General features: G+C 65.8%; 21 protein-coding genes and 2 tRNA genes. 17 read left to right on the forward strand and 6 right to left on the reverse strand.

The window, feature by feature from the left end:
* The first annotated feature begins 24 nt into the window (after nucleotides 1-24).
* From QVG61_RS05970 to QVG61_RS05990, 5 genes are all read left to right on the forward strand, one after another.
* Nucleotides 25-100: transfer RNA gene (locus QVG61_RS05970), tRNA-Ala, on the forward strand.
* A 35-nt stretch (nucleotides 101-135) separates the two neighbouring features.
* Entirely contained in the window at nucleotides 136-321 is a 186-nt protein-coding gene (locus QVG61_RS05975) for a hypothetical protein (RefSeq protein WP_289932460.1), read from the forward strand.
* A gap of 5 nt (nucleotides 322-326) precedes the next feature.
* Nucleotides 327-402 (forward strand) — tRNA-Glu (locus QVG61_RS05980).
* A gap of 115 nt (nucleotides 403-517) precedes the next feature.
* Entirely contained in the window at nucleotides 518-1,048 is a 531-nt protein-coding gene (locus QVG61_RS05985) for a hypothetical protein (protein WP_289932461.1), read from the forward strand.
* Nucleotides 1,049-1,103: 55 nt separating this feature from the next.
* Complete coding sequence (locus QVG61_RS05990) at nucleotides 1,104-1,349, forward strand: YcgL domain-containing protein (protein WP_289932463.1); 246 nt, start codon at nucleotides 1,104-1,106, stop codon at nucleotides 1,347-1,349.
* A gap of 160 nt (nucleotides 1,350-1,509) precedes the next feature.
* Here QVG61_RS05990 and QVG61_RS05995 read toward each other — a convergent pair whose 3' ends face one another.
* Nucleotides 1,510-2,103, reverse strand: coding sequence for a CBS domain-containing protein (locus QVG61_RS05995; RefSeq protein ID WP_289932464.1), 594 nt, complete (start codon nucleotides 2,101-2,103; stop codon nucleotides 1,510-1,512).
* Between the two features lie 255 nt (nucleotides 2,104-2,358).
* Between QVG61_RS05995 and QVG61_RS06000 the strand changes: the two genes are divergently transcribed.
* From QVG61_RS06000 to QVG61_RS06015, 4 genes are all read left to right on the forward strand, one after another.
* Entirely contained in the window at nucleotides 2,359-3,120 is a 762-nt protein-coding gene (locus tag QVG61_RS06000) for a TatD family hydrolase (RefSeq protein WP_289932465.1), read from the forward strand.
* A 1,044-nt stretch (nucleotides 3,121-4,164) separates the two neighbouring features.
* The gene (locus tag QVG61_RS06005; protein ID WP_289932466.1) at nucleotides 4,165-4,830 is read left to right on the forward strand and encodes an energy-coupling factor ABC transporter permease; all 666 of its coding nucleotides are present in this window, start codon (nucleotides 4,165-4,167) and stop codon (nucleotides 4,828-4,830) included.
* A 13-nt stretch (nucleotides 4,831-4,843) separates the two neighbouring features.
* Entirely contained in the window at nucleotides 4,844-5,212 is a 369-nt protein-coding gene (locus QVG61_RS06010) for a thioredoxin domain-containing protein (protein ID WP_289932467.1), read from the forward strand.
* A gap of 140 nt (nucleotides 5,213-5,352) precedes the next feature.
* Nucleotides 5,353-7,023, forward strand: coding sequence for a MinD/ParA family protein (locus tag QVG61_RS06015; RefSeq protein ID WP_289932468.1), 1,671 nt, complete (start codon nucleotides 5,353-5,355; stop codon nucleotides 7,021-7,023).
* Between the two features lie 151 nt (nucleotides 7,024-7,174).
* Here QVG61_RS06015 and QVG61_RS06020 read toward each other — a convergent pair whose 3' ends face one another.
* The 4 genes from QVG61_RS06020 to QVG61_RS06035 are packed head-to-tail and all read right to left on the reverse strand — an operon-like array spanning nucleotide 7,175 to nucleotide 9,138.
* On the reverse strand, nucleotides 7,175-7,975 hold the full coding sequence (locus QVG61_RS06020) for a peptidylprolyl isomerase (protein ID WP_289932469.1): 801 nt from the start codon (nucleotides 7,973-7,975) through the stop codon (nucleotides 7,175-7,177).
* Between the two features lie 31 nt (nucleotides 7,976-8,006).
* Nucleotides 8,007-8,282 (reverse strand): BolA family protein, encoded by a 276-nt coding sequence (locus tag QVG61_RS06025; RefSeq protein WP_289932470.1) that lies wholly within the window; start codon nucleotides 8,280-8,282, stop codon nucleotides 8,007-8,009.
* Nucleotides 8,279-8,581, reverse strand: coding sequence for a YciI family protein (locus QVG61_RS06030; RefSeq protein WP_289932471.1), 303 nt, complete (start codon nucleotides 8,579-8,581; stop codon nucleotides 8,279-8,281). The genes QVG61_RS06025 and QVG61_RS06030 overlap by 4 nt, the downstream gene beginning before the upstream one ends.
* A gap of 2 nt (nucleotides 8,582-8,583) precedes the next feature.
* On the reverse strand, nucleotides 8,584-9,138 hold the full coding sequence (locus tag QVG61_RS06035; RefSeq protein WP_289932472.1) for a septation protein A: 555 nt from the start codon (nucleotides 9,136-9,138) through the stop codon (nucleotides 8,584-8,586).
* A gap of 729 nt (nucleotides 9,139-9,867) precedes the next feature.
* Between QVG61_RS06035 and QVG61_RS06040 the strand changes: the two genes are divergently transcribed.
* The 8 genes from QVG61_RS06040 (at nucleotide 9,868) to QVG61_RS06075 (ending at nucleotide 16,579) form a co-directional block, all read left to right on the forward strand.
* Nucleotides 9,868-10,728 (forward strand): PHP domain-containing protein, encoded by an 861-nt coding sequence (locus tag QVG61_RS06040; RefSeq protein WP_289932473.1) that lies wholly within the window; start codon nucleotides 9,868-9,870, stop codon nucleotides 10,726-10,728.
* A gap of 29 nt (nucleotides 10,729-10,757) precedes the next feature.
* Entirely contained in the window at nucleotides 10,758-11,378 is a 621-nt protein-coding gene (locus QVG61_RS06045; RefSeq protein ID WP_289932474.1) for an L-threonylcarbamoyladenylate synthase, read from the forward strand.
* Between the two features lie 40 nt (nucleotides 11,379-11,418).
* The gene (locus QVG61_RS06050; protein WP_289932475.1) at nucleotides 11,419-12,072 is read left to right on the forward strand and encodes a site-2 protease family protein; all 654 of its coding nucleotides are present in this window, start codon (nucleotides 11,419-11,421) and stop codon (nucleotides 12,070-12,072) included.
* A 97-nt stretch (nucleotides 12,073-12,169) separates the two neighbouring features.
* Nucleotides 12,170-13,345: a tryptophan--tRNA ligase gene (locus QVG61_RS06055; protein ID WP_289932728.1), complete on the forward strand. Its 1,176-nt coding sequence runs from the start codon at nucleotides 12,170-12,172 to the stop codon at nucleotides 13,343-13,345.
* A 97-nt stretch (nucleotides 13,346-13,442) separates the two neighbouring features.
* Nucleotides 13,443-14,321, forward strand: a complete 879-nt coding sequence (locus tag QVG61_RS06060; protein WP_354671190.1) for a ScpA family protein — start codon at nucleotides 13,443-13,445, stop codon at nucleotides 14,319-14,321.
* Between the two features lie 28 nt (nucleotides 14,322-14,349).
* A complete protein-coding gene (scpB, locus tag QVG61_RS06065) occupies nucleotides 14,350-15,084 on the forward strand; it encodes an SMC-Scp complex subunit ScpB (RefSeq protein WP_289932476.1) in 735 nt (244 codons plus the stop codon).
* Nucleotides 15,085-15,107: 23 nt separating this feature from the next.
* Nucleotides 15,108-15,923 carry a 23S rRNA pseudouridine(2605) synthase RluB gene (gene rluB / locus QVG61_RS06070; protein ID WP_289932477.1) on the forward strand — a complete coding sequence of 272 codons (816 nt, stop codon included), beginning with the start codon at nucleotides 15,108-15,110 and terminating at the stop codon, nucleotides 15,921-15,923.
* 5 nt (nucleotides 15,924-15,928) lie between these two features.
* Nucleotides 15,929-16,579 carry an endonuclease III domain-containing protein gene (locus tag QVG61_RS06075; protein ID WP_289932730.1) on the forward strand — a complete coding sequence of 217 codons (651 nt, stop codon included), beginning with the start codon at nucleotides 15,929-15,931 and terminating at the stop codon, nucleotides 16,577-16,579.
* A 56-nt stretch (nucleotides 16,580-16,635) separates the two neighbouring features.
* Here QVG61_RS06075 and QVG61_RS06080 read toward each other — a convergent pair whose 3' ends face one another.
* Nucleotides 16,636-17,508, reverse strand: a complete 873-nt coding sequence (locus QVG61_RS06080) for a GGDEF domain-containing protein (RefSeq protein WP_289932478.1) — start codon at nucleotides 17,506-17,508, stop codon at nucleotides 16,636-16,638.
* Nucleotides 17,509-17,869 lie beyond the last annotated feature (361 nt).

Below are 17,869 nucleotides of genomic sequence, written 5' to 3' on the forward strand. Positions count from 1 at the left end.
CGTAAAGTTCGCGCTTCGCTTTTCGGGGCTATAGCTCAGCTGGGAGAGCGCCTGCATGGCATGCAGGAGGTCGGCGGTTCGATCCCGCCTAGCTCCACCAGATACCGAAAAGGTTCCGCATCCGTGATGCACCGCTTGGGCCGATACGCCGTGGTCTTCGGCATCCTCCTGACCGCAGCCGGCCTGATCGGTGGCTTCACAGCCATGTTCCAGGATGCGGACGCCCTGGCCGTCAACCTGCTGATGCTGGTGCCGCTGGGGTTTGCAGCCTTGCTGACCGGTGTGGTCACCACCCAGTTCAGCAGACCGAGTGACGAGTAGTGAACGTCCCCTTCGTCTAGAGGCCTAGGACACCGCCCTTTCACGGCGGCGACAGGGGTTCGACTCCCCTAGGGGACGCCAATTCCAAAAAAGGGTTTACCCGCATGGCGGTAAACCCTTTTTTGTGTGTCCGGGCCAGAGCACGACCGCTGAAGCGGTCTGCCTCCCCGGCATCGCGTCTCCGGTCGACACTAGCATGAGCGAATCACCGACCCTCACCCTTGCCATTCCCCTCGATCGCCTGGATCGTTTCTGCCGACGGCTTCTGGAACGTTCCCGTGACATCGCCCATACCCAGGATGCCCTGGCCAGCCTCCAGGCCCTGGTGGTCAATTTCGCGGCGGCAACGGACGAACCGGTGTACCGACAGGCCGAGGCCCTGCTGGCGGCCCATACCGAAACGGCACGTCAGCGGCTGCTTGAGCTGCGTGCCCGGCAACTGCTGCAGGTCATCCTCGACCAGGACCTGCAGGCGCTGACGGCCCTGCATCTGCCCCTGTCACGCAGCGGTTTCCAGACGGTCGCGGAACAGGCGCTGGCGGAGCTGGACGCAGGGCAGTACAGGCTGACCCTGGACTGGGCAAGCGCCTGGCTGACGGATGCGCGGCGCCGTGCCGAGGCGGCCAGCGGTTTCCCTGACGCCCTGGACTTCAAATCTGCCGGCGTGCGCATCGAGACCTTTCAGGCCATGGCCGATCTTTGTCTGGCCCTGGAGCGCGGCCGTTGAGCGGTCTGAGCGCAGCGGTGTACACTGCGCCACCGCATATTCTGAGGTGAGATACATGCCCTGTGCCATCTACAAGGGGCCTCGCAAGGCCGATACCTACCTCTATGTCGAGCAGGAGGGGGACTTCGAGCGGGTGCCGGCAGCCCTGCTGGAACTGCTGGGGCCGCTGCAACTGGTGATGACCCTGGATCTGGACGAGCGGCAGCAACTGGCCCTGGCGGACATCGAGGAGGTCCGCCGCCAGCTCAGGGAACAGGGCTATTACCTGCAGATGCCGCCCGAGGAGGGCCTGCCGGTCTAGCCCGGATATTGCACCAAGGATTCGATTGCTGACAAAGCAGGCTGACCGGTCGCCCGCCGAAGCATAGCCGTAGCCATCGGGGATCGCGGCCTGGAGGCCGCTCCTACGGGGCATGGCGGCACCCTGGCAGGAGCGGCCTCCAGGCCGCGATTGGCGTCCGTCAGGAGGCGAGAACGGCGTTCACCTCGGCGAAGCTGTTGGCAACCTCGGTGGTCTCGATGGGGGTGCCGAGCTGCTTGCTGATCTGGGTGCTCGAGAACAGGCCGCGCACCCGCTGCCGTCCCTGACCGTCCCGATCGACGACCAGGGCGTGCTGCCGGCCACAGCGCTGCAGGGTGGCGACGATGTCGCCGACGCGGGAGCGGGCAACGTCCTGCATCTCCAGCACGTCGAGCTTGTCCTGCGGGGTCATGATGTCACGCAGGTAGATGTCCTCGCGCTTGCCGCCGACCTCCTGCAGGTACTGCATCGGGCGTTCCCCCTGCAGGTCGGTGGTGGTCACCACGCCGATGATGGCATTGTACTGGTCGGTGACGAACAGCAGGCGCACGCCGGTGGCGATCATCCGCTGGTTGGCGGCGCCGAGGGTGGCGCAGGGGCCCATGGTGATGGCCGCGACCTTGCTGAAGTCGGTCATGACGTCGGTAGCCGGGTGGTCCAGCGTGACGTTCTCCGGAAGGCGCTGTGGCGGGCGGTGGTAGGTGACGCCTGCATCGAGAGTGCGAGGGTTGAGTGTGTTGTATTTATCTGTCATGGCATCCTCCTGCCATCCTGCTGTGATCTGGACACTATCTTTGATAGAACAAAATCCGCCCGCCTGCGCGCTAAATATTTTTCGGAGGCGATCAAGTTTTTGAATGAGTCCAATTCCATTCTTTGTGCATGGTTATTGGCGCGGCATATTCAGTTGTCGGGTCAATGATGGGGCGGATCAATAAGTCCCTGAACCAGCGATGGAATCGCTGCCGATGTCAGGCATGCCGGGGTTCCTGCTGAGGGAGTTCGATGCGTGGAACTGATCGATACCCACTGTCATATTGATGATATCCGCTTCGCTGCCGATCGCGACGAAGTCCTGGCACGGGCCCGTCGGCTGGGGGTGAAGCGGTTGATCGTGCCCGGGGTCACGGCGGATGGCTGGGCAGGCATCGCGGCGCTCTGTGACGCTCAGCCGGGGCTTTACCCGGCCTATGGCCTGCATCCGCTGTTTGTGACCGAAGCCGCCGATGTGAAGCGGCTGGAACACTGGCTCGCCGGGCATCCGGCGGTGGCGGTGGGAGAGATCGGTCTCGATTTCCATCCCCCGGGGGCAGATCGCCGCTTGCAGCAGAGGCTGTTCGAGGCTCAACTGGTGGTTGCCAGGGAAGCGGGCCTGCCGGTGGTGCTGCACGTGCGCAAGGCCCACGAGGAGGTATTGCGCAGTCTGCGTCGCAGCGGGGTGCGCGGCGGCACCGCCCATGCCTTCAACGGCAGCCTGCAGCAGGCGCAGCGCTACCTCGATCTGGGCTTCAAGCTGGGCTTTGGTGGCATGCTCACCTACGAGCGCTCGCGCCGGCTGCGTGCCCTGGCCCGCGAGCTGCCCGCCGAGGCCCTGGTGCTGGAGACCGATGCCCCCGATCTCACGGTGGCCGCACACCGCGGGGAACGCAACAGTCCGGAGTACCTGCCGGACTGCCTGCAGGCGCTGGCCGAGGTGCGTGACGAGCCAGCGGAGGCGCTGGCGGCCCAGACCACGCGCAATGCCCTGGAGGTGTTTGCCCTGGAGGGGTGAGCGGGTCAACCCGGATACCCGCCGCGCCGCCTTGGTGCAATATCCGGGCTGGCGGTTATCAAGCGATGCTGCATATTGCATCAGGCCCCCGGATGATGGTGTGGCCGGACCCGCCGGGGATCGCGGCCTGGAGGCCGCTCCTGCGGGGCATGGCGGCACATGGTAGGAGCGGCCTCCAGGCCGCGATTGGCGCGGAGTCGACAGGCCCGAGTCTGCCGGACCTGGGACTGAGCTACTGCGCGGGCGGGAGAACGGCGCGAACCCCCCGATTTCCCGTTGCGTAGTGCCCACGATGCGTCTCGAAATCGTGAAGATTCGTACTCCCACCCTGCCCGCTACGATCGCCCAACTCCGACAGGCTGTTAGCTGCATATTGCATCAGGCCCCCGGATGATGGCGTGGCCGGACCCGCCGGGGATCGCGGCCTGGAGGCCGCTCCTGCGGGGCATGGCGGCACATGGTAGGAGCGGCCTCCAGGCCGCGATTGGCGCGGAGTCGACAGGCCCGAGTCTGCCGGACCTGGGACTGAGCTACTGCGCGGGCGGGAGAACGGCGCGAACCCCCCGATTTCCCGTTGCGTAGTGCCCACGATGCGTCTCGAAATCGTGAAGATTCGTTCTCCCACCCTGCCCGCTACGATCGCCCAACTCCGACAGGCTGTTAGCTGCATATTGCATCGGGACCCCGGATGATGGCGTGGCCGGACCCGCCGGGGATCGTGGCCTGGAGGCCGCTCCTACGGGGCATGGCGGCACATGGTAGGAGCGGCCTCCAGGCCGCGATTGGCGCGGTGTCGACAGGCCCAGGAGTCTGTCGGACCTGGGACTGATCTACTGCGCGGGCGGGAGAACGGCGCGAATCTCCCCGATTTCCCGTTGCGTAGTGCCCACGATGCGCCTCGGAATCGTGAGGATTCGTTCTCGTTCTCTCACCCTGCCCGCTACGATCGCCCAGGTCCGACCGGCTGTTAGGCAGGCTTTGCGCTATACTGGGTCTTCCGTACGAGCAGCGAGAGAGCCGCCCCTTCAGGGTACGAGTTCATCGATGGATTTTCCTGCCGGTCTGCTTCCCACCTGGCTGCTTCTCAGCAGTGATCTGCTGTTCGTGGCCCTGTTGCTGCTGGCCCTGCTGCGCGCCCCCTGGCAGCGCCTGACCGAGAATGCCTTTTCCAATCTGCTGTTCGCCAGCTGCGTCGGCCTGCTGCTGTTGTGGAATCTGCGTGCCGGGGTCCAGCCCGGTGTCAATTTCCACCTCCTGGGAGTGACCTCGCTGACCCTGATGGTCGGCTGGGCAGCGGCCTTTCTCGGTGTTGCCCTGGTGACGCTCGGCACCACCCTGAACGGTCATGGGGCCCTGGAGACCTATGCCCTCAACAGCCTGATCATGGGTGGCCTGCCGGTGTTGGTGACCTGGCAGTTGCTCGGCCTGGCACGACGACGCCTGCCCTACAACTTCTTCGTCTATGTCTATGTCAACGCCTTTCTGGCCGCAGGGCTGGGCATCGTCACCGTCGGTTTCGCCACGGCCGCCGTCCTCTGGCTGGCCGGGGTACACAGTTTCGCCTGGCTGGGCCAGCAGTACCTGGCCTATTTCCCGCTGATGTTCTTTTCGGAGGCGGTGATGAACGGCATGCTGATGACCATGATGGTCGCCCTGCGGCCGGCCTGGGTGTGCAGCTTCGACGATGAACTCTATCTCGATGGCAAGTGAATGGATGGGACGGATGAAAGCAAAGGGTGATACGGACCGGATCTACGCGGTTTCCGTCGCTGACTTCGAGACGCGGGTGCTGGATGTCTCGCATCGGCAGCCGGTGCTGGTCGATTTCTGGGCTGAATGGTGTTCGCCCTGCCTGGTCATCGCCCCGGTGCTGGAGCGGGTGATCGACGGCTTCGGAGGTAGCGTGCTGCTGGCCAAGGTGGAGGTCGACGAGGGCGAGAACATGAAGCTCGCCGGTCGCTACCGGGTGCGTGGTTTTCCGACCCTGATCCTGTTCGAGGCGGGGCAGGAGCAGGCACGCTTCAGCAGCGCCCGGCCGCAGCATTACATCCGCGAGTTCATCGAGCAGCACAGCCGCCTGTTGTCGGTGTGACCGGATATTTTCTGACGCTATTCAAAGACTTTACCCAAGGTGCCTGGCCCTGCTAGTATGGTAGGCGAATCCCCGGTTCCCAGTGGGGGAGTAGCCATCCGGGCGGATAATAACAACGCTTGACGGCAGGGCCTGGAGAGATGCCTCGGATCATCACAGTCACCAGTGGCAAGGGCGGGGTTGGCAAGACCCAGCTGAGTGTCAATCTGGCTCATGAATTCGCCCGCCGTGGCCAGAAGGCTTGCCTGTTCGATGCCGATCTCGGTCTCGCCAATGCCAACATCCTGCTCGACATCCGCCCCGAGCGCACCCTGGAAGACGTCATCGAGGGCCGCTGTGGCCTGGCCGACATCATCGTCCGGCCGCTGCCCGGGCTGGACGTCGTGCCGGGCAGCTCCGGGATCGAGAAGATGGCCAATCTGGCCCCCTTTGCGCTGGCCGAGCTGCGCGAGCAGTTCGACGTCCTCGACCAGTACGACGTCCTGATCTTCGATACTTCCTCCGGCGTCGGCCGCAGCGTCCTGCAGCTGGCCCTGGCCTCGCCCGAGGTGCTGCTGGTGATGACCCCCGAGCCGACTTCGCTCACCGACGCCTATGCCCTGCTCAAGCTGCTGCGCCAGAACGACTACGGCGGCCAGCTGCGGGTGGTGGTCAATGCCGCGCGGAGCAGCGAGACCGCCAGCCACACCTTCCAGAAGTTCCGCGAGGTGGCGCGTGTCTATCTGCGTCTGGAACTGGAACTGCTGGCCAGCATCCCCTATGACGCCCAGGTACAGGCCTCGGTACGGGAACAACAGCCGATCACCCTTGCCCATCCGGAGGCCGCCGCCACCCGGGCCATCGTCCGCCTCGCCGACAGCCTGCTGGCCGCCGAATCGCCGCTGCAGTTGGCGCTGTCCGAATTCTGGTGGCGCTACAGCAATGCCGGTGGGGAACGGCCGGGCCCGCGTGAAGCGCCCACGGCGCCCGCGCCGCGTCGGCCTGAGGCGGCCGACGCAGCGAGCCGTGAGGCGCAACTGGAGACCAAGCTCGATCTGCTGCTCGCCGAGATGCAGTCGATGAAGGCCGAACTGGCCCAGCTCAAGGCGGTCGAAGCGCCACGGTCGGCGACGGAGGAGCCGGCGCAACGACAGCAGCCGCCGGGGAAGATCGAGCGGCGTGGCGGGGTGCAGGTGCCTGGCCACTCGCGTGCCCTGCGCGGCGACCGCCGTCCGACCCCGATCGACAGCCTGGCCTTGCGCTGTGTCGTCGGCCGTCTGCTGGTCGGAGTCATGCAGGCCAGCGATGGCAGCCAGCCGGTGCAGATCGATTCCGGCACCGAGGTCCTGGCGGTGGACAACCCCTACAACCTCCTGCCCGGCCGTTATTCCTCCATTGCCCTCGGCTTCAGCGGCATCGACCACCCCGACGACTTCGTCGAAGAGGTCTTCACGAGCTGTGCCATCACCGGCTGCAAGGTACACACTCTGGGTTCCAACAAGCGCTATTGGCCGACCCGCGACCGCGACGGTTGCCTGCTGCTCGACGAGTCAGCGGCCGAGGGAGGACGGATCAGGATCTATCTGCCGATCGGTCAGCCGGCATTCGAGGGCGTGTCTTCCGAGCAACAGCCCCGGGCCCGACTCAGTCCCGAGCCGGCGCAGGAATTCGACTGGCGGCGGCGCTATGCCGATCGCCTGCAGGCCCTGCCGGCGGAGGAGGCCGGGGGCAGTCGCTATTATGAACTCCAGCGTGAAGGCCGGCCGCCGGTGATCTTCGTGCAGAATCCATCCACCGAGGAGAAGGATTCGCGCGAGGCCGGTCTCTGCTGAGGGCTGTCGGCGGCCGCCCAGCTCACGACGTTAACCGCCACCCCGGCGTTCTGCGGAGAAGCAAATATCAACCCGGCAACTATTAACCCGGCAACTGAATATGCCGTGTTAATAAAAAACGGCACGCCCGGGGGCGTGCCGTTTTCGCGGTCTACTTGTTGATATCGATCTTGGCCTTGCTGCGCAGGCTGCCCAGGAACTCGTCGATGCGCTTGTTCTGCAGCATCGACCGGATCTGCGGCTTGACCTCCTCATAGGACGGCGGCTGGGTGTCGCGCGAGTCCTCGAGCAGGATCACGTGCCAGCCGAACTGGGTCTGCACTGGCGTTTTGCTGTAGCTGCCCTTTTCCATCGAGGCCACGGCATCGGCGAAGGGCTTGACCATCTGTTCCGGTCCGAACCAGCCGAGGTCGCCGCCGTTCTTGCCGGTCGGGCCGGTGGACTTCTCCTTGGCCAGGCTGGCGAAGTCGGCGCCGCCGTCCAGGGCCTTGATGACGGCCTTGGCCTCGTCCTCGGTCTTGACCAGGATGTGGCGGGCGTGGAACTCCTTGCCACCCTGTTTGGCGACCAGGTTTTCATAGGCCGCCTTCATTTCGGCCTCGTCGACCGGATGCGCGCTGAGATAGTCGCGCATGTTCTTGCTGACCAGGACGCTGCGGCGATGCCACTTGAGTTCGCGCACCACCTCGGGCTGCTGGTCGACCTTCTTTCTCTCGGCATCCTGGGTGACCAGTTCGATATCGATCAGCTCCTTCAGGGCCTGTTCACGGCTGGGCGCCTTGCCGGCGCCCTGATGGCGGTGGCTGCGCTGGGCCTGGTAGGCGCGCAGCATCTCTTCAGTGATCGGTTTGCCGTTGACGGTGGCCAGTACCTCGGTGTCGCTGGCCAGGGCAGGACTGCCGGCGGTGGTGAGTGCTGCGCCGAGCAGCAGGGTGGCGAATAGGGATCGCATAGTGGTTCCTTGTCGTGTGGGTGAGCGGATTTCAGGGTGCGGATTCGTCCGGTGTGCCGGCCTGGATGCTGAGCGCATGGATCTCGCTCTGCATGGCCTCGCCAAGGGCCTCGTAGACCATGCGGTGGCGCTGGATCAGGCTCTTGCCGGCGAAGGCCGGACTGACGATGTCGACGATGAAATGCCCGCCGCCGCCTCGCGCACCCGCATGACCGGCATGCTTGGCCGAGTCGTCGCGGATCTCAAGCCGGATCGGGGCCAGGGCGGCGGTAAGGCGTTCGCGGATCAGGGTCACACGGTCGGTCATTTCGGAAATACCTTCTTGAACGGTTTGACGCTGACCTCGGCGTAGACGCCAGCGTCCTGATAGGGATCGGCATCGGCCCAGGCGCGGGCCGCCTCCAGGGAATCGAATTCCGCCACCACCAGGCTGCCACTGAAACCGGCAGGGCCGGGGTCCTCGCTGTCGATCGCCGGATGCGGCCCGGCCAGCAGCAGCCGCCCTGCGGCCTGCAGTTCCTCCAGCCGGGCGAGATGGGCGGGGCGGGCGGCGAGGCGCTGTTCCAGGGTGCCGGGGTGGTCCCGGCTGATGATGGCGTACCACATGCTCAGGATTTCTCTTCGCCACCCGCCTCGTCGTCGTCGAGGTAGCGGGCGATGAACACGCCCTGTCCGAGTACGAAGGCCAGGGTGATGCCCATGATGCCGAACAGCTTGAAGTTGACCCAGGTGTCCTCCGGGTAGTTGTAGGCGACGTACAGATTGACGATCCCCATCAGCGCGAAGAACACCACCCAGGCCAGGTTGAGGCGGGTCCAGACGTGGCGCGGGGCGCTCAGTGCCTGGCTCATCATGCGTTCCGTGAAGGAACGTTGACCGATGAACTGGCTGCCGAGGAAGCCGATCGCGAACAGCCAGTAGGCGACAGTCGGCTTCCACTTGAAGAACACGGGGTCGTCGAAGATCAGGGTGGCGCCGCCGAACAGCACCACGATGGCCAGGACCACCAGATGCGAATTCTCGAAGCGCCGGTGCCTGAGCCAGAACAGGGCCACCTGGAGGATGGTGGCGGCCACCGCCACGGCCGTGCCGACATAGAAGCCATACAGCTTGTAGGCGACGAAGAACAGCAGGACCGGAAAGAAGTCGAATAGGAATTTCATATATGTCGTCGTTCGTCGCCGGCAGCGGTTCGCCGGCCCCTTGCCCCGCCTTCCCGGGGTTCCGGACTTTATCAGATCGTCCAAATAGTACCCGATTTCGACGCCGGAGGGGCAGGGGAAGTTCCCTGGCAGCCTGTCGGACTTAGGCGATCGTAGCGAGCAGGGTGGGAGAACGAGAACGAATCTTCACGATTTCGAGGCGCATAGCGGGCACTACGCAACGGGAAATCGGGGAGATTCGGGCCGCTCTCCCACCCGCGCAGTAGATCAGTCCTGAGTCCGACAGGCTGCTAGCCCGGATATTGCACCAAGGCGGCGCGCATGATCGTAGTGCAGGCTGGAAATGGATCGGGAACTCGTAACCCGGCTTTTGTCTGTTCGATCGACTCCGGGCATTGCCCGCCGTGGATCCCCCAATCGCGGCCTGGAGGCCGCTCCTACAAAACAAGAGGTTCCGCCCTACCCCGTAGGAGCGGCGTCCACGCCGCGATTTTGGTGGCAACCCCCATCGCGGCCTGGAGGCCGCTCCTACGGGGCATGGCGGCACAATGTGTTGTCGTAGGAGCGGTCTCCAGGCCGCGATCAAGGCGCAAGGGGTACCGCGCCATCCTGCCACCCCGGCCCACGGAGCCTGCCTTGGTGCAATCTAGGCATGGCCAGGGTGCGACTGTTGGCACCTCAGGGGTTCGCGGCAAGACCTGCCGCCGGGGGATGCGGTAGAATGTCCGGATGCCCGTCGAATACGATCTGCACAGCCATTCCCTCGCCTCGGACGGCACCCTGTCGCCGGCGGCCCTGGTGGCGCGCGCCGCCGCGGCCGGTGTCGAGGTGCTGGCCCTGACCGATCACGATACCACGGCCGGCGTGGCCGAGGCGCGCGCCGCCGCCATGGAGCAGGGCATCGAGCTGGTGGCGGGGGTGGAGATCTCGGTGACCTGGCGGCGACAGACGGTGCACATCGTCGGTCTGGGCGTGGATCCGGACGACGCCCGGCTGCAGAGCGGCCTGGCTGGGCTGTGCGAGTTCCGCGCTTGGCGTGCCGAGGAGATCGGACGGCGGCTGGAGAAGGCCGGCATCGCCGATGCCTGGGCCGGCGCCCGGCGCCACGCGCGCGGCGTGCTGATCAGCCGTACCCACTTTGCCCATTTCCTGGTCGAGGCGGGACATGCCAAATCGGTGCGTGATGTCTTCAAGCGTTATCTGGTGGCCAACCGGCCGGGCCACGTCAGTGGCCAGTGGGCCGCCCTGGAGGATGCCGTCGCCTGGATCCGTGGTGCCGGCGGCCAGGCGGTGGTGGCCCATCCGGCACGCTACCGCCTGAGCGGCACCCGCCTGCGCCAGCTGCTGGGTGAGTTCCGGGAATGCGGCGGGGTTGCCCTGGAAGTGGTCTCCGGCAGCCATTCGACGGAGGAGATGCACCGCATGGCCGGCCTGGCGCGCAGCCTGGGCCTGCTGGCCTCGCGCGGCTCGGACTACCACGGGCCGGAGAACCCCTGGATCGAGCTGGGCCGGGTGCCGGCGCTGCCCACCGGCTGCGTCCCGGTGTGGAGCGACTGGCCCCAGGGCCTGCCGCTCGTGGTCAACCAGTGATGGGCTGCTGAGCCTGCGATAGGGACGTCATGAGCCAGTTCTTCGAGATCCATCCGGACAATCCCCAGCCGCGGTTGATCCGCCGCGCCGTGGAGATTCTCCGCCAGGGGGAGGTGATCGCCTATCCGACCGATTCCAGCTATGCGCTCGGCTGCCTGATCGGCGACAAGGCGGCAATGGAGCGCATCCGCCGCATCCGCCAGCTGGACGACAAGCACAACTTTACCCTGGTGTGCAGCGACCTGGGCCAGATCTCGACCTATGCCAAGGTCGACAACAGCGCCTTCCGCCTGCTCAAGGCCTTCACGCCCGGTCCCTATACCTTCATCTTCAAGGCCACCCACGAGGTGCCGCGCCGTCTGCAACACGGCCGCCGCAAGACCATCGGCATCCGCATCCCCGATCATCCCATTGCCCAGGCGCTGGTCGCCGAGCTGGGCGAACCGCTGATGAGCAGCACCCTGATACTGCCGGGTGCCGAGCTGCCGGAGACCGATCCCTGGGAGATCCGCGAACGCCTGGAGCACGAGCTGGGGCTGGTCATCGCCGGTGGCAGCTGCAGCCCGGAACCGACCACCGTGGTGGACATGACCGAGGGCGTGCCCCGGATCCTGCGCGAGGGCCGCGGGCCGGTCGAGGGTCTGGTCTGATGCCGCAGGGAGGCGGGGGAAAAGCGGGTATACTGCGCCGATGCACGGCCTGACGACCATACAGATGATCTCGGTGGCGGTACTGCCGCTGCTGTTTGCCATCACCGTCCACGAGGTGGCGCATGGCTGGGTGGCGCTGCAGTTCGGCGATCGTACGGCACAGCTGCTCGGCCGGCTGACCCTCAATCCGTTCAAGCACATCGATCCCGTCGGTACACTGCTGGTGCCCGCCGTGCTGCTGCTGCTCGGTGGCTTTGTCTTCGGCTGGGCCAAGCCGGTGCCGGTCGACTGGCGCAACCTGCGCAACCCCAAGCGCGACATGGCGATCGTCGCTGCCGCCGGGCCGCTGGCCAATCTCGCCATGGCCATCGGCTGGGCGCTGATCGCCAAGTTCGCCCTGTTGCTGGATGCCTCGCTGCCGCAAGCCGCCGTGCCACTGCTGCTGATGGGCAAGGTGGGCATCTACATCAATATCATCCTGATGGTGCTCAATCTGCTGCCCCTGCCGCCGCTGGATGGCGGGCGCGTGCTGGTGGGGTTGCTGCCGCACCCCTATGCGGCCGCGGTGGCGCGCCTCGAACCCTATGGCTTCTTCATCCTGGTGGCCCTGCTGGCCACCGGAATCCTGGGTCAGATCCTCGGGCCACCGGTGGCGGCCCTGGAACGTCTGCTGTTCACGCTGGCCGGAATCTGAACGCCATGCCAGCGCTTTTCCCTTTCCCTAGCTGTACTGTCACCCGGAGGATGACGTGAACACCACGCTCCCGCAGAACGGCCGTGTGCTCTCCGGCATGCGCCCCACCGGCCAGCTTCATCTCGGCCATTACCATGGCGTGTTGCAGAACTGGATCAAGCTGCAGCACGAATACGACTGTTTCTTCTTCGTTGCCGACTGGCACGCCCTGACCACCCACTATGAGGACACCGGCGACATCACCGAGAGTGCCTGGGAGATGGTCATCGACTGGCTGGCGGCCGGCGTCAATCCCGGTGCTGCCCGCCTGTTCATCCAGTCGCGGGTGCCGGAACATGCCGAGCTGCACCTGCTGCTGTCGATGATCACGCCGCTCGGCTGGCTGGAGCGGGTGCCGACCTACAAGGATCAGCAGGAGAAGCTCAAGGAGAAGGATCTGGCCACTTACGGCTTTCTGGGCTACCCGCTGCTGCAGAGCGCCGACATCCTCATCTATCGGGCCACCGGGGTGCCGGTCGGCGAGGACCAGGTGGCGCACGTCGAGCTGACCCGAGAGGTGGCGCGGCGCTTCAATCATCTCTACGGCCGCGAGCCCGACTTCGAGGCCAGGGCCGAGGAGGCGGTGAAGAAGATGGGCAAGAAGAACGCCAGGCTCTACCGCGAGCTGCGCCGCAAGTACCAGGAGCAGGGCGACCACGAGGCGCTGGAGGTGGCACGGGCCCTGCTGGCGGAACAGCAGAACCTGTCGCTGGGCGACCGCGAGCGGCTGTTCGGCTACCTGGAGGGGGCGGGCCGTATCATCCTCCCCGAGCCCCAGGCGCTGCTCACCCCGGCGGCGAAGATGCCCGGGCTGGACGGGCAGAAGATGTCCAAGTCCTACGGCAACACCATCTCGCTGCGCGAGGATCCGGACAGCATCAGCCGCAAGCTGAAGACCATGCCCACCGACCCGGCACGGGTCCGGCGCAACGATCCCGGCGACCCGGACAAGTGCCCGGTGTGGCAGCTGCACCAGGTCTATTCCGATCAGCAGACCCGCGACTGGGTGCGCGAGGGCTGCACCAGCGCCGGCATCGGTTGCCTGGACTGCAAGCAGCCGATCATCGATGCGGTTCAGGCCGAGCTGGCGCCGATCCGCGAGCGGGCCCTGGAATTCAGCCAGAACCGGGGGGCGGTGCGCAGCATCATCGACGAGGGCTGCGAGGAGGCGCGCGCCATCGCGCGTGATACCTTACATGAGGTTCGTTCTGCAATGGGCTTGAATTATAACTAAAAAAATATCCGCCCAATCTATCGGCAGCCGCCTGGCATTTTAGGGTAGAATGGTCCGATCCTAACGATATGAACCCCGTACCCGGCCACCAGCCCAGATGAGCGACAACGAAACCCCGGCCGGCACCAGCGAGACGGTGCCGCAGCAGGTCGAGATGCCCTTTGCCATCGTCCAGGGCGAGGCGGTCATGGCCCTGCCCCAGGATCTCTATATCCCGCCGGATGCCCTGGAGATCTTTCTCGAGGCCTTCGAGGGGCCGCTCGACCTGCTGCTCTACCTCATCAGGCGCCAGAACCTGGATGTGCTGGACATCCCGGTCGCCGAGATCACCCGCCAGTACATGGAGTACATCGGCCTGATGCAGGAGATCCAGCTGGAGGTGGCGGCCGAGTATCTGGTGATGGCCGCCATGCTGGCCGAGATCAAGTCGCGCATGCTGCTGCCACGCCCGGTGGAGGCCGATGCCGACGAGGAAGATCCCCGGGCCGAACTGGTTCGCCGCCTGCAGGAATACGAGCGCTACAAGCAGGCGGCCGAGGACATCGATCAGCTGCCGCGCCTGCAGCGTGACCTCTACCCGGCCTCGGCCGAGCCGCCGGCGAGGGAACAGGCGCGCAAGGTGCCGGATGTCGATCTGCGCGAGATCCTGCTCGCCTTCCAGGACATCATGCGCCGCGCGGAGATGTTCTCCCATCACCACGTCCAGCTGGAGGCCCTGTCGGTGCGCGAGCGGATGTCGGCGGTGCTGGAGGCGGTCACGGCCGACCGCTTCGTCGAGTTCACCAGCCTGTTCAAGGCCGAGGAAGGGCGCATGGGCGTGGTGGTCACCTTCCTCGCCATACTCGAACTGATCAAGGAATCCCTGTTGGAGATCATCCAGGCCGAGCCCTTCGCCGCGCTCCACGTCAAGGCCGCCGGTGGCGACGGCACGGCGCGGCTGCCCACGGACGACGCGCCCGAGGCCGCGGAGGCCTGAGCCGACACATCTGCAAACCACGACTGCCATGACCGACATCTCCCTGAAGAACATCATCGAGGCGGCGCTGCTCGCCGCCGGCCGGCCCCTGACCCTGGACCAGTTGCGCGCCCTGTTCGACCTGCACGAGCAGCCGGACAAGGCCGAACTGCGCGAGGTGCTGCAGGCGTTGCAGGCCGACTACGCGGGGCGAGGCCTGGAGTTGAAGGAGGTCGCCAGCGGTTATCGGGTCCAGGTGCGCGAGGCCCTCTCGCCCTGGGTGTCGCGGCTCTGGGAGGAAAAGCCGCCCAAGTACTCGCGCGCATTGCTCGAGACCCTGGCCCTGATCGCCTACCGCCAGCCCATCACCCGGGGCGAGATCGAGGACATCCGTGGCGTCAGCGTCAGCTCCTCGATCATGAAGACCCTGCTGGAGCGCGACTGGGTGCGGGTGGTCGGTCACCGCGACGTGCCGGGACGGCCAGCGATGTATGCCACCACCCGGGAATTCCTCGACTACTTCAATCTCAAGTCGCTGGACGACCTGCCGACCCTGGCCGAACTGCGCGACATCGACAGCATCAATGCCGAACTCGACCTGGGGCCGCCGGACGGTGCGCCACAGGTGGCGCGCATTGCCCTGGCCGGCGACCCGGAGGCCATCGACCTGCAGGCCGTGCCGGACGACACCGACATCGACGCCGCTGAGGCGGGCGATGTCGAGGCCGGACCGGCGGCGGGCGGAGACTCCCTGTCCGAGGCGCCCAGCGGGCCGCTGCACTGAGCCCCCTGGACGCATCCGCTTCGATGAGTGAACGCTTGCAAAAGGTGCTGGCCCGCTGGGGGCTGGGCTCGCGGCGTGAGATCGAGGGCTGGATCCGAGAGGGGCGCATCCGCGTCAACGGCAAGCCGGCCGAACTGGGCACCTGCCTCGATGAGAGCGACCGGGTCGAGATCGACGGCAAGCCGTTGCGCCGCCCGCGCCTGTTCAGGCCGCGCTGCCGGGTGCTGCTCTACCACAAGCCGGTCGGCGAGGTCTGCACCCGCAAGGATCCGGAAGGCCGGCCGACGGTCTTCGACCGCCTGCCGGTGCTGAAGACCGGCCGCTGGATCAACGTCGGCCGGCTGGACGTCAATACCGCCGGCCTGCTGCTGTTGACCACCGACGGTGAACTGGCCAACCGGCTGATGCATCCCTCCTCGGAGATCGAGCGCGAATATGCGGTGCGGGTATTTGGCGAGGTCCCGCCCGAGATCATCGAGCGCCTGCAGAAGGGCGTCGAGCTGGAGGACGGCACGGCGCGCTTCACCAGTATCCGCGATGCCGGTGGGCAGGGCATGAACCACTGGTATCACGTGGTCCTCAAGGAGGGCCGCAACCGCGAGGTGCGGCGCCTGTGGGAATCCCAGGGTATCCCGGTGAGCCGGCTGATCCGGGTCCGCTACGGGCCCATCGAGCTGGACCGGGCGATTCGTCCCGGGCGCTGGGAGGAACTGGACGACGCCAGCCTCAATCGCCTGCGGGCCGCGGTCGGCCTGGCGCCGCAGAAGCCGGCCCGCAACTCGCCGGCGAGGCGCGCCAAGTACCGGCCGGGCGGCAGGCGGCCCCGCGCCCGGCGGTGACTGCGCTGCGGCTGCCGGCCCGGCGCCTGCGCTCGGTCCACGACCGCCTGCTGCGGGCCTACGGTTCCCAGCACTGGTGGCCGGCCGACAGCCCCTTCGAGGTGATGGTCGGCGCCATCCTCACCCAGAACACGGCCTGGAGCAACGTCGAGCGGGCCATCGCCAATCTCCGCCGCCAGCGCTGTCTGGGCCCGCGCGCCATTCTCGCCGCCGACCCGGCCGAACTGGCAGACTGGTTGCGCCCCTCCGGCTATTTCAACGTCAAGGCACGGCGCTTGCGCGACTTCTGCGCCTGGTACCAGGCGGCCGGTGGTCTGCGGCGGCTGCGCGCCCTGGATACCCAGGTTCTGCGCGAGGCGCTGCTCTCGGTGAAGGGGGTGGGGCCGGAAACCGCCGATGACATGCTGCTCTATGCCTTCGAGCGGCCGGTGTTCGTCATCGATGCCTATACCCGGCGGCTTTTTTTCCGGCTGGGACTGCTGGAATCGGCCAAGCTCGGATACGAGCCTCTGCGTCATGCCGTGGAGCGGGCCCTGGGTGAGGACGTGTCACTGTTCAACGAATTTCACGCGCTGATCGTGCGCCATGCCAAGGAACACTGCCGGGCGCGGCCGGTCTGCACCGGCTGCCCGCTGGCAAGGGGCTGCAGAGGGTAGGAGCGGCCTCCAGGCCGCGAAAAATGTTGCGACCGAACCCCCCATGGGGTGGAAGATCAGTCGTCGGCGCTGACCACCTGGTTGCGGCCACCGGTCTTGGCGGCATAGAGGGCGCTGTCGGCGCGCTCGAAGAGGGTCTCGGCCGACTGTCCCTGGTGCAGGGCCGCGACCCCCGCGCTGATGGTCAGCTCGATCCGTTCCCCGTCACAGATGCACTCCATGTTCTGTACCCGACGGCGGATGCGGTCGGCCAGCAGGTGGGCCCCTTTCTGGGCGGTATTGCGCAGCAGCAAAACGAACTCCTCGCCGCCGTAGCGGAACAGGCTGTCGCTGCTGCGGGCACAGCGCTGGGCGGCCTCGACCACCTGCTTGATGGCGCAGTCGCCACGGCTGTGGCCGTAGCTGTCGTTGATCGACTTGAAGTGATCGATATCGAGAATGATCAATGCCAGCGGCGTGCCATGACGTTCGCTCAGGCTGACCTCGCTGCGCAGGGCCTCGTCCAGCGCGGCGCGGTTGCAGATGCCGGTCAGCGGATCCTTCTGGGCCAGGGACAGGGCATCGCGGTAGAGCAGGGCATTGCGCAGCGGGTAGAGCAGGCTGCACAGCAAGTTCTCCAGCTGGCGGATCTCCTCGCCGGAGAAACTGCGCCGGCGGCGGAAGCTCAGCTGGCCGAGAGGGATCTCCTCCAGCGTCAGGTCATAGCTGGCGATGTGCCGGGCACGCTCGCCGAACTTGGCCGCCGGCTGGCCGCGGTCATCGATGTATTCCATGCCACCGAGCGGTATCCACTGGGAGACGGCCTCATAGAAGAGCTGCAGCAGGCCGTTCAGACTCAGCGTGGTCTGAAGCCGCTGGGTGATATGCAGCGCGGCGTCCGTCTCCGGCTCGGGATGAAGCAGAAGCTGATTCGGTTTGGGTGCGCCCATGGTTTCTTTTCTCCGGCGTCGCGGCTACTGGGCCGTCGTCTGTATGTGTGTGGCAATTCCGTGGCCTGAACTCACGGCTATTCACTATGCGAATTGCATGCCATTTTGTGCTATTTCAACAATATCACGATAAAACAACAAGATATTTTTATTAAATGGGGGCGTGACGAAAAAATGTCAAGGAATTGACATTCTGGCGTTCCGCGATTGGCCGCCGTCCTCGGGCCATTTCCGGCAGGCAAATGAGCGATTCTCCCTGCCTGTCATTATTGTTTAATAAAATCAATGCGATATGAAAAGTTGAGGATGCCTGTCAGGCTTGATCGGCAAGGCTTTCGATGCGAGCATGGATCCCTGAGTC

The organism is Thiohalobacter sp. IOR34 (assembly GCF_030406045.1).
Lineage (GTDB): Bacteria > Pseudomonadota > Gammaproteobacteria > Thiohalobacterales > Thiohalobacteraceae.